Raw genomic sequence first — 12,299 nt, forward strand, 5'->3', positions numbered from 1 at the left:
GCCAACCATTGCGAACAATGATTGGCCTTATTTTACTACTATATTTGGTCGGAACGGCAGGAAGTAAAGCTTCCGCTATAAGTATTGTTATTAAAGACATTGGTTTTTTATAGAAAAAAATATACCGCAAAATATACCGCATTTTGCAAAAGTCACCTGCAATTTAGTGCTTATTTATATCAATATTATAGTTCTAATATTAGCTGTCTATGTTTTTAACTTATAAATCAATTCTAGTTTAGATGCAAAACCAGATCGGTAGTATTTTACTTTTAGCTTTGCTAATTTTCATCTATTTTGCTTCCATAGAATATAGTCACCCATTGATACTAATCTTCTACTAGCATAAAATGATCTTTATAACCGATGTAACCAACATCTTTCACCGTAGTTCGCCTTCCTCCAGTTTACAATCTACATTATAATCCTAAGCATTTTACCAGCATCCCCATATTCTAGTTTTTCTATATTGGTTTTCCTTTATTAGACTCACACAATAAGACTCTCCTATGACCACTCACAATTATTCTCATACAGCGGCTTTCATCTGGTCAGTCGCTGACCTTTTGCGCGGCGATTTTAAGCAATCACAGTACGGGCGCATTATCCTGCCATTTACCTTGCTGCGCCGCTTAGAGTGCGTATTGAGTGATCACAAAGAAGCTGTCGTTGAGAAGTATGCCACTATCAAAGACCAAACCATACCAGAAGAAATGCAAGAGAAGCAGCTGACCCGTATCAGTAAGCGCGCATTTTATAACACGTCGCCTATGAATTTGAGCAAGCTTGGGCAAAGTGACATCAAGGACAATCTAAGCAGCTACATTCAGGCGTTCTCTAAAGACGCGCGGGAGATATTCGAGCACTTTAAGTTTGAAGAGTTTGTTGGGCAGTTGAACGATGCCAACTTACTATATAAAGTCGTGCAGCTGTTTGCCAATATTGACCTTAGCCCTGAGAAGATATCCAATCATGACATGGGCTTTGTATTTGAAGAGCTAATCCGCCGCTTTGCCGAAAGCTCAAATGAGACGGCAGGGGAGCATTTTACCCCGCGTGATATCGTACGTTTGACCACTGCTTTAGTATTTATGGAAGATGATGCGGCGCTGACCGAAGACGGTATCATTCGCACCATCTATGACCCCACAGCGGGTACAGGCGGCTTTCTGTCGTCTGGTATGGAGTATGTGCTCGAACTCAACCCCGATGCCGTCATGCGTATCTTTGGGCAAGAGCTGAACCCTGAGTCTTATGCCATCTGTAAAGCCGATATGCTGATTAAAGGACAGGACGTTAGCCGCATTAAATTAGGCAATACCTTATCCAATGACCAGCTGGCAAATGAGCAGTTCGACTACATGCTATCCAATCCGCCATTTGGTGTGGACTGGAAAAAGATATCGACTGAAATCAGCGATGAGCATACGGAAAAAGGCTTTGATGGGCGCTTTGGTGCCGGCTTGCCGCGCGTGTCTGATGGTTCGTTACTATTCCTGATGCACTTGTTAAGCAAGATGCAGAACACGACTGCTGACAACCAAGGCAGCCGTATCGGTATCATCTTAAACGGTTCCCCGCTGTTCACGGGCGGCGCGGGTAGTGGTGAAAGTGAAATCCGCCGTTATATCTTAGAAGTGGACTTATTAGAAGCCATCATCGCACTGCCGAACGATATGTTTTATAACACCGGTATAGCTACCTATATTTGGATATTAAGCAATAAAAAGGCAGATGAGCGCCGCGGGCAAGTTCAGCTCATTGATGGTAGTAATCTATACAGCAAGATGCGTAAATCGCTTGGCTCAAAGCGTAACGAGATGAGCGAAGACGATATCAAAACCATTACCCGTAGCTTTGGTGACTTTGAAGTGGTTGATGCGCGCGTACTTGATAAGCCGGAAGAGGTGAAATCAAACCGTGGTCGCCAATCGGCAAACCCAAAAGCGGAACCGGCTAAAACCTTTGCCAGTAAAATATTTAAAACCCATGAATTTGGCTATCGCCGCTTGACCATTGAGCGTCCATTGCGCTTATCGGCACAGCTGACAGATAGCGCCATTGAAAACCTACGCTATGCACCAAAACCTTTTGATATGGTCATGCCAGCGTTATATGAGAAGTTCGCTAGTGATTGGACGACTGACAGCAATAACAATAGTTATGGCGACTTATCAGCGGTGACGGTTGATGCGCGCGCTATGATAAAGGCAGAATTTAGCGAGCTTAAAGAAAGCCAAGTGAAAGATGTGCTCGATGCCAAGATATGGCAAACGCAACTTAAGCTGATGAATAAAGCCAGAGCCTTACAGTCGGCTATCGGTGTTAGCCAATCAGATGATTTTAACGAGTTTGATAAAGTGTTTAAGCAAGCGTTAAAAGACACTGGCATTAACTTAGATACCAAAGAGAAAAAACAGATGATAGATGCCATCACATGGAAGAACCCCAATGCTGAGCCAGTCATCAAAAAGGCGGTCAAGATTACCAATCCGCTTTATGGCGCGTTTAGCTATACTGATCCTAATAATAAAACCAAAATCGTTGAGTTCCAGACAGACAGCGATCTACGTGATTATGAAAACGTACCGCTTGACCCAAGCATGACCACCACCGCGCTGATTGAAAGTTACTTCGCTCGTGAGGTGCAGCCGCATGTGCCGGATGCGTGGATTAATGCTGAAAAGCAGGATGCTATTGATGCAGAGATTGGCGTGGTCGGCTATGAGATACCCTTTAACCGTCACTTCTACGTGTATGAGCCACCGCGCGCGCTTGCCGATATCGATGCGGACTTGGATGCGGTCAGTACGGAAATCATGCAGTTATTGGGTGAGGTGCATTCGTAATGACTGAATTGGTAACGAAGTATCAGGAGTATGCAGAATATAAGGATTCTGGGGTTGAGTGGTTGGGAGAAATACCTAACCACTGGGAAATTACTGCATTAAAGAGATATTGTAATGTAAAAGGCGGATATGCTTTTGCAAGTGATGCATTTACAGATGTAGGTAAGCCTATTATAAGAATTGGAGATATTAAAGAAGATGGGTCTATTAGTCTTGAGAGTTGTAAGTTTATTTCTACTGAGTTAGCAAAAAGTAGTCATGCTTATTTAGTTGAAAAAGGGCAGCTGCTTATGGCTATGACAGGTGCAACAATTGGAAAAGCAGGTGTGTATATAAGTGATAGTCCTGCCTATCTAAATCAGCGTGTTGGTAAGTTTGTAATTGATAACGATGAATTAAACTATGGCTTTTTATGGTACACGTTAAAGACAAATGGTTATCAAGAATATATAAAATTAACTGCTTTTGGTGGGGCTCAACCAAACATTAGTGATACTGGAATGGTTGATTATATATCCTGTTTCCCGTCATTAATCGAACAAACCCAAATCGCCAATTTTCTCGACCACGAAACCACCCAAATCGATACCCTAATCGAAAAACAGCAAACCTTAATCAAGCTATTAAAAGAAAAACGCCAAGCAGTCATTAGTCATGCCGTCACTAAAGGCTTAAACTTTGACGCGCCAATGAAAGATTCTGGGGTGGAGTGGTTGGGGGAAGTGCCTGAGTATTGGGAAGTTAAAAAGAATAAGCATTTACTTGAATTCGTTACTAGTGGCTCGCGAGGTTGGGCTGGTTATTATTCAGATGAAGGTAAATTATTTTTTAGGATTACTAATCTAACTAGAGACACTATCGAACCCAAACTAGAGTCAATCCAAAACGTTCTACCTCCACTTGGTGCAGAAGGTGAACGTTCTAAAATTCAATTAGATGACCTACTCATTTCAATTACTGCTGACCTAGGTTCTGTTTGCGTAGCTAACAATTCAATATCTGGTGGTTTTGTAAGTCAGCATGTTTCGTTGTGCCGACCTAATTCATCTGTCAAATCTGCAAGATGGCTTGCTTACTTTATCCTTTCTGACTCAGCTAAAGAACAGTTTGTTGGGTCTGGTTACGGTGGGACAAAAATACAACTCAGCTTAGAGGATATTCGAGAGTTGAATATTGCTTACCCGCCTAAAAAAGAACAGGAAGATATTGCGTCATATATTGAGGTAAAACTTAAAAAATTTGAATTGCTAATGAGCCAAGCCGAACAAGCAATCCAACTTATGCAAGAACGCCGCACTGCCTTAATATCTGCTGCTGTCACGGGCAAGATTGATGTGAGGGGTTGGGTTGTGCCTGAGTAGGGTTTGTTTCACATATCTATCAATTTTAATGACATTAAGCTGTGTAGAATTCACCTTATACTTTTATGATATTGCCAGATCAATTTCAACGAATGGAAAAAACATGGTCAACAAAAAACCTATAAAAGAGTGGACAAGCTTTAGTCAACAGCTAGAGCTTCTAAAAAAGCGTGGGCTAATTGTTGAAAATGAACAAAAAGCTTTGGGCTATTTAAAAACTATTGGGTATTATCGTTTGAGCGGCTATTTATATTCTTTTAGGCAGTTTGATCCTAATAATACAAGCAATAAGTTGGATAACTTTATAGAGGGCAGCCATTTTGAAGATGTTAAAAACCTATATATGTTTGATAAAAAACTTAGGCAACTGGCTTTAGATGGCTTAGAGCGGATTGAAGTGGCTTTGCGGGTCAATATCAGTTATTCATTAGGTCGATACAGTCCTATAGCTTATTTAGATAGCCAATATTTTGATGAAAATTTTAATCATTCAGAATGGCTTACACGTCATATAGATGCAATAAAGAATGAGCAAAGAAAAAAGAATACCTTTGTTAATCACCACACGCGACATTATGCTGCCTTACCAGTTTGGGTAAGTTGCGAGACTTGGGATTTTGGCACCATGTCAACGCTATTCAAAGGTATGAAAGAAAGCGATAAAGATAAAATTGCAAAAATTTATCATCTTCAAAGTGGAAGTCATTTACAGTCACATCTACATGCCTTTAACTTTATACGTAATGTATCAGCGCATCATAGCCGATTATGGAATAAAGCCATGGTATTCAAAGCGAGTCTAAAAGGGCTAAGTGATGACGAATGGCAAGCTTTATCAGTCAAAAAAGTATTTGTTTATTTTTGTTTGATGAAGAGAATGCTGGATGTGATTTGCCCTAATTCAAAATGGGGCGAACGTTTTCTTGCACTTCTAGATGAGTTTCCGAAAGTGGGAAATAATTCCGTTTATTTGGAACAAATGGGTGTCAATGTAGACCCCGACTCTTGGCAGTTATGGCAGGGTGACTAAACAAAATAGCCAGACAAAAAAAGCCCCTAGTCTTATGATCCAATCACATGGATTGGGAAAACTAGGGGAGTTATTGCGTACTATTATACGCAGCTTACCTTATTATGTCAATTAACATAAATACCTGTAATTTATGTTTTTGTAGGATGTACTTCATGCGCCATGAATCTACTCATTAGTCTAAACAATAATAAAAATGGATTTAATATGCCTAACACCACTTACGAATCTGTATTCCAAGCCGATATAATCGACCAAATGCAAACGCACGGCTGGCAGTTAGGTCAAGCATCAGGCTATCAGCGCGCGACAGCGCTGTATGAGCAAGACGCGCTGAAACCACCCAGCCGGATGAGTGGGATAAGTTTTGCCGCGTGTTTCCTATCGATAGTGAGCGCCATTTTATTGAAGCATTGGTTAAGCAGCTCAATAAAGCGGATATAAACGCTACCGATAGAGCCTCGCGCACTTATGGCACCCTTGGCGTGTTGCGTCATGGTTTACGGATTCGTAACGCGCTTTCTACGCCTAGCATCTCAATCAAAAAGTTATCTTCTCTCAGGTTCTTTATGGAAGTACGTTAATTATATCTTAATGCTCAAAGTTTATTTCGTCTGGCGATTTAAATTTAAATCCTAGCTTCTTAAAGAAGTCTTTACCTCTCCAATTTTCATCTACGCTAATCAAATTAGGTAGCTTCTCAGATTGAGTTATTATTTTGATAACAGTCTTTAAAGCTTCTTGTTTTTTTAGTTGATCAAAGGCAACAGTTAGATAAACAAGCCCCATAAAAACCCAAAAAATGAAATCCTCTACTTCGATAATATTGATTGAAAGTAAGTCAAAAGCATTAATTACAAAAATTATTACTGTAATAAGTATAATTAACATGCCAACTAGAAAGTATGTAAACCCTAAAGTATTTGCAAAACTTCGCTTAAAAATTAACCAAGGCCTATAATTCACGATAATACTATTGTTCTTAAATTCTAGATAATGTGCAGCTTTTTTTATATCTTCACAATCGATGTTAACATCAGATTGACGCTCTATTTTTAGTGCAATATCTCTATATTTTTTACTAAGGTTTAAGCCATATAATTTCTTAAAGACTGCTCTATCTCTTGCGTCCATAAGGCTTACTTTCATTTCACTGCTCAAACCATCTTCATAGTCCTTTGTGTTGATTATTTGTTTAAACTTTGACATCTCAAAATCAATGTACGTATCCTTAAGGAATTTAAGAAAAGGTACAAAAGTAACAATTATAATAATAGCTATTGCTATGGGCTTTATACCATCAGGTAGGTTTGTTATATCCATAAAGCAATCTCTTCGAATTAGGTTTGAATAGTCGCATAATCAATCCAACTTATGCAAGAACGCCGCACTACTTTAATTTCTGCTGCCGTCACGGGTAAGATTGATGTGAGGGGATGACAAGCCCTTGATAAAACTTAGAAGAGTAAATTCTAAGTATCATCAGAAATTATCCTACACTTTTAAAAACTTGAGTTAATAGTCAGCTGAGATTTAGACCATTAAAAGGGAACACTATGCCAGTTTTATAAAAGATTATTATCGTTCTCATGCTATGGTGTTGCTCATCAGCGATGGCGGCTCAGAATCTTAATAATTTGATTGCGTTAAATAAGCTTGGCGATCCTCAAGCGAGTCTCAGCTATCACCCGTCAGATTAGGTAGAGTTGACGCTATAATGGCTCAGAGTCATACAGATGCTAAAAGTGGCGATTCAGAAGTGCAAGTTATGCTAGGTATGGCTTATTCAGTAGGCTATGGACTCCCTCAAGATATAGAAGCCGCAGAATATTGGCTTAAAAAGGCTTTGGCTCAAGGTAATCAAGACTCGCTGATATACTTAAATAGTCTCTATACGCTTGAAGGTAAGTTAATTGAAATACTCAACAATTAAAAGGATTTAGTTTATGAAAGCATTTACCGTAGCAGCATTACTTGCCTCAATGGCAGTCACCACTATCGCCCAAGCCCAAATTTATAAATGGGAGGCTGACAACTGTAGTTATAAAGGCGACTTTAATACTAAAAAATACAGCGCCGCGCAAATTAAAAACTCTCATTTTGTATTAGAAGGTTTAACGAGAACAAATCTAGATAGCTTCTTTCCACCTATGAGTATTGATGCTCTAGACAAGTTATCTATGAAAGACCTAGATATTTTGACTGAAGAATATAAAAAAGTTAAGAGTAATGCAGAGCGACTTAATGTCGTACCTGAAGCGCGAGGGTATAAGCAAGAGTTACTGAAAAGTATTGACGGTGAATATGAACAAAACCAATTAACTATTCTAGCTTATCTGAATCCTCGTGAAGCTCTCAAGCAAAGCCCGCAAATGTGTAAACAGTATATTGAGCCCTTATTGCAGAACGAAACGGTGGTGCAGAACAGATGGAAGAAATTTGTTGAGGAACAAATTCAGGAGCAAGGGCAACATGGTGCTGAGCAATTAGCTTCGTATCGCAATATTGCAATGACCCGCTATCAGGAAGAAAAAGCCAGTAACCCTGCTAAGTACGCCAGAATTAATTTGATTACCTTTGGTTTTAGCAACTGCGTGAATGAACAGGTCTATCATGCTGATTCTGAAAAAGTCTTTAGCAATCAGCAAAAACTAAATAAAACGTTATTTGGTAAGAGCTTTAAACAGACGTGTTATGAGTAATAAGGCTTAATTTAAGCTAAAAAATCGAGATAGCCATGAAAAATAACGTATTAAGATATCGCAAAATAAGAGGCATTAACCGCCGCAAGCGCACTATTGAACAATGGGGCGAAGCTAATAAAGTTCTTGATGTTGATCGGTTAAACCGAGAAAAGCGAGATTACGTTAAGTTTTTGGTAGATCCATGGTCACGCTTGTCTTTGATTAATAGTATCTATCCTGAGCCAACGGGCGACTGTGAATATTTATTGATCAAAAATGTGCAAAATATCTATCAGTCATGGAGAGACTCGCTAGAAGAGTTGCAAACTCCTTATTATTTGCAAATCTGGCTACGTGAAAACTACGTCAGCCGCTCACAAATCGTATGTGCTATCGATGAGATAAAAGACTTCTACGATGATGCGTTTGAAGCGATGGACACACAACCTGAGAATTGCATCCGTAGCTCAAGCCACTACAATGACCAGACAGCTGCAGTGTTAGATCTTTACAATTGGACACTCTATCGTTATACAGAGGCGTATGACTTAACTGATCCTTGGGATGCTGAATATGTTGAGGGTTTAGACAGCCAGCAATTATTAAGAACACAAATCATCGAGCAAATAGAGTATCAAATCGTTGAGATTGATAAAGTATGGTTACTCGCATAAGTCTATCTCATAATTAAAACTAATAATAAGAACGCCACCATGATCCAGTCCAGCACTGCTAACGCCCATAACGTCAGTTACGAAACTGTCTTCCAAGCCGATATCATCAACCAGATGCAAGCGCACGGTTGGCAGTTAGGTCATGCCAGCGGTTATCAGCGCGAAACCGCGCTGTATGAGCAAGACGCGCTCAACTTTGTGCAGAAAACCCAGCCGGATGAGTGGGATAAGTTCTGCCGCGTATTTCCCATCGATAGTGAGCGCCATTTTATTGACGCCTTGGTTAAGCAGCTGAATAAAGCTGATATCAATGCTACCGATAGAGCCTCGCGCACCTATGGCACCTTGGGCGTATTGCGGCACGGACTAAAGATTCGTAATGCGCGCTTTAGCTTGTGCCAGTTTAAGCCGGAGCATGGCTTAAACCCTGATATTATCGCCCGTTATCAGGCTAATATCTGCCGTATCGTTCCTGAAGTAGTATATAGCCCGCACATCAAAGCGAGTGATGACAGCGACGGCAAAACCGCCAAGCGTAACCGCATTGATCTCGTATTGCTCATTAACGGCTTGCCCGTGGTGACCATGGAGCTTAAGTCTGAGTTTAAGCAATCTGTGGACAATGCTATTACCCAGTATAAGCAGACCCGCCAGCCAAAAGACCCAGATACTAAAAAGCCTGAACCGTTATTAACCTTTAAGCGTGGCGCATTGGTGCATTTTGCTGTCAGTCAGTACGAAGTCTATATGACCACACGGCTGGCAGGTGACAGCACTTACTTCTTACCATTTAATAAAGGCACAGCGGACGGCGGCGCGGGTAATGATGTGCCGTCAGATAGCAGTCGTTATGCTACTGATTACCTCTGGAATGAGGTACTGACCACTGAGAACCTACTCGCTATCCTTGGGCATTTTGTGCATTTGCAAATTGAGGATGTTGAAGACTGGGAAGGGCGCAAGTCCAAAAAAGAAACCTTAATATTTCCGCGTTATCATCAGTGGGACGTGGTGAGTAAGTTGGTCAATGATGCCGTTATTGAGGGCGCAGGGCAAAAGTATCTGATTCAGCATAGCGCCGGTTCGGGTAAATCGAACTCTATCGCATGGACGGCGCATCAACTATCGACGTTATATAATAGTGACGGCGATAAGCAGTTTCATTCGGTGATTGTTATTACCGACCGTACTGTACTCGATGACCAGCTGCAAGACACCATTTATCAGTTTGAACATGCTGATGGCGTGGTCGGGCGGATTAATAATAAAGACGGCGGCGGTTCCAAGTCTGAGAAGCTTGCTGCGGCACTGGTCAACGCGCAACCGATTATTATTGTCACCATTCAAACCTTTCCCTTTGTGCTAAAAGCTATTGAAGACTCTAGCGTTCTAAAATCACGCCGTTATGCCATTATCGCCGATGAAGCGCACTCATCACAGACTGGCTCAACCGCGCGCCAGCTCAAAGAAGTATTAGTGTCTGGTGATGTAGAAGAGGGTAATGAAGATAAGGTGCTATCTAGTGAGGATATGCTGGATGCCACTATTGCCGCGCGCCGTAGCAGCCCCAATTTGAGCTATTACGCCTTTACCGCCACACCAAAAGCCAAAACCATTGAACTGTTTGGACGCGTTCCCAATCCTGAGTTGCCAGCATCAAAAGATAACTTGCCAGCTGCGTACCATGTATATTCCATGCGTCAAGCGATTGAAGAGGGCTTTATTTTAGACGTACTTAAAAACTATACCAATTATAAAGTGGTCTATCAGCTGAGCCAAAAGCTGGCTGCCCAAGATAAAGAAGTCGATACCCGCCGCGCAAAAATTAAGCTAAATAACTGGGTACGCCTGCATGACCATAATATCGCGCAAAAAGTTAAGGTCATCATTGAGCACTTTAATAAACACGTTAAAGGCTTACTCGGCGGACAAGCTAAAGCCATGGTCGTGACCGGCTCCCGTAAAGAAGCAGTACGTTATAAGATGGCGTTTGATAGGTATATTACTGATCATGGCTATAAAGGCATCAATGCCATGGTGGCGTTTTCAGGAGAGGTTAATTTTACCGCTAACGACCCTGATAGCAGCGCACTATTGGATCAAAAGTTCACTGAGCATAATATGAACCCTAATCTAAAAGGGCGTGATATGCGTAAGGCATTTGATAGCGACGATTATCAAGTAATGCTAGTCGCTAATAAATTCCAGACCGGCTTTGATCAGCCCAAACTATGCGCCATGTATGTCGATAAAAAGCTTGGCGGCGTGGACTGTGTGCAGACGCTCTCCCGCTTAAACCGTACCTATGCGGGTAAGTCAGTCAGCGGTACCTTTGTGCTCGACTTCTTTAATGAGCCAGAAGACATATTAGCAGCGTTCCAGCCTTATTATAAAAATGCCACCTTAGATGATGTATCTGACCCTGACAGCGTGTTTGATCTACATGAGAAGCTATGCGCCACTGGTATCTTTCAATGGTCGGAGGTTGAGCAGTTTGCGATTGCTTTCTATGCTAAAAATAAATCCAATGCCGCCATTAGTAATATCTGCAAGCCCGCCGTTGAGCGTTGGCAAAAGCAGTATAAAGAAGCACGCGAGCAAGCGTTGAACGCTAAGGTGCTGCTTGAGCATAGCAAGGCGACAGGGGACGCGGTATTGATTGCTAATGCTGAGACCGATTATAGAGGCTATAAAGTCGAACAAGACGCGCTAGGGCTGTTTAAAAAGGATTTGAGCACCTATACGCGTTCTTATGAGTTTATGTCGCAGATTGTCGATTATGACGATAAGGACTTAGAAAAGCTGAGCCTTTTTGCCCGTCACTTGCAACCTATGCTCCGTGAGAAGCTAGACGATGAAGACGAAGTGGATTTAAGCAATATCATTATGAGTCATTACCGCTTATCTAAACTCCGTCAACAAGACCTAAAGCTGCAAGAAGAGAATATCGAGCCGCTACAAACTGGCGGCGGTGGTGCAGGGAAGGCAAGAGATAAGGAAGAAGACTTACTATCTAAAATCGTGGCGCGTCTGAATGAGATGTTCGATACCGAAAAGCTGACCGATAGTGACATGCTGAACTACTCGCAGACTATTTGGGATAAGGTCAATGAGAACCCAATCGTCATGCAGCAGATAGCCAATAATCCCGCTGAAAAAGTCATGCTCGGTGATTACCCTGATGCCACACTAGACGCTATCTTTGACAGTCAAGACGCTTATCAAGAGATCACACGCCAGCTATTATCAGACTCTAATCGCTTGGCGCAATTTACGCGATTCTTGTTGGATAACAAGATGGATGCTTAGGAATGGGGGAATCGTGTTAGAAAAATATATGGTGATAATCTAATCGTTCAATGTATGCAAAATTAAGAGTCTTTGCGCGCATTTGGCTGATAAAAGTATTTATATAAGATGCTTTTTAAGTCCTTGTTTGGCAAGATTAAAAAACCATCTGTTTTTTAATCTTGGTTCCATATAAATATTTAATTTACTTCCTAACGTAACGCCTTGCTGCCTTGGAGAAGAGTTTTTATTAGGAAAACTCCTTTAGGAGAGTTTTTTTGGTTCCAATTTTTCCAGTTTTAGTCTTTTTTGGTTCCACTTTCTCATAGCAGATAATGCCAGTGGTAAACTACTTTACCTGCTAACCAGCCACAAAAAAATATAAGGATTTATAGCTATAAAACTATCTATAT

The 12,299-nt window shown here is 41.1% G+C and carries 8 protein-coding genes and 2 pseudogenes; 9 read left to right on the forward strand and 1 reads right to left on the reverse strand.

The window, feature by feature from the left end; all coding sequences use genetic code 11:
• The first annotated feature begins 509 nt into the window (after positions 1–509).
• The 4 genes and pseudogenes from ES754_RS10315 to ES754_RS10330 form a co-directional block, all read left to right on the forward strand.
• Positions 510–2,849, forward strand: coding sequence for a type I restriction-modification system subunit M (locus tag ES754_RS10315; protein ID WP_147224102.1), 2,340 nt, complete (start codon positions 510–512; stop codon positions 2,847–2,849).
• The gene (locus tag ES754_RS10320) at positions 2,849–4,210 is read left to right on the forward strand and encodes a restriction endonuclease subunit S (protein WP_147224103.1); all 1,362 of its coding nucleotides are present in this window, start codon (positions 2,849–2,851) and stop codon (positions 4,208–4,210) included. The genes ES754_RS10315 and ES754_RS10320 overlap by 1 nt, the downstream gene beginning before the upstream one ends.
• Positions 4,211–4,313: 103 nt before the next feature.
• Positions 4,314–5,240: an Abi family protein gene (locus ES754_RS10325; protein WP_147224104.1), complete on the forward strand. Its 927-nt coding sequence runs from the start codon at positions 4,314–4,316 to the stop codon at positions 5,238–5,240.
• A 207-nt stretch (positions 5,241–5,447) separates the two neighbouring features.
• Positions 5,448–5,758, forward strand: a pseudogene (locus tag ES754_RS10330) (hypothetical protein); the annotation flags it as partial.
• Between the two features lie 73 nt (positions 5,759–5,831).
• Here the strand turns inward: ES754_RS10330 and ES754_RS10335 are convergent.
• The gene (locus ES754_RS10335) at positions 5,832–6,563 is read right to left on the reverse strand and encodes a hypothetical protein (RefSeq protein WP_147224106.1); all 732 of its coding nucleotides are present in this window, start codon (positions 6,561–6,563) and stop codon (positions 5,832–5,834) included.
• A gap of 39 nt (positions 6,564–6,602) precedes the next feature.
• Between ES754_RS10335 and ES754_RS12515 the strand changes: the two are divergent.
• From ES754_RS12515 to ES754_RS10355, 5 genes and pseudogenes are all read left to right on the forward strand, one after another.
• Positions 6,603–6,680 (forward strand): annotated as a pseudogene (locus ES754_RS12515) (type I restriction endonuclease subunit S); the annotation flags it as partial.
• Between the two features lie 277 nt (positions 6,681–6,957).
• The gene (locus tag ES754_RS10340) at positions 6,958–7,173 is read left to right on the forward strand and encodes an SEL1-like repeat protein (protein WP_147224107.1); all 216 of its coding nucleotides are present in this window, start codon (positions 6,958–6,960) and stop codon (positions 7,171–7,173) included.
• Between the two features lie 13 nt (positions 7,174–7,186).
• A complete protein-coding gene (locus ES754_RS10345) occupies positions 7,187–7,942 on the forward strand; it encodes a hypothetical protein (protein ID WP_147224108.1) in 756 nt (251 codons plus the stop codon).
• A 35-nt stretch (positions 7,943–7,977) separates the two neighbouring features.
• Positions 7,978–8,598: a hypothetical protein gene (locus ES754_RS10350; RefSeq protein WP_147224109.1), complete on the forward strand. Its 621-nt coding sequence runs from the start codon at positions 7,978–7,980 to the stop codon at positions 8,596–8,598.
• 39 nt (positions 8,599–8,637) lie between these two features.
• Complete coding sequence (locus ES754_RS10355) at positions 8,638–11,907, forward strand: type I restriction endonuclease subunit R (RefSeq protein WP_147224110.1); 3,270 nt, start codon at positions 8,638–8,640, stop codon at positions 11,905–11,907.
• Positions 11,908–12,299: the final 392 nt, after the last annotated feature.

Source organism: Psychrobacter frigidicola (genome assembly GCF_007997305.1).
GTDB lineage: Bacteria > Pseudomonadota > Gammaproteobacteria > Pseudomonadales > Moraxellaceae > Psychrobacter > Psychrobacter frigidicola.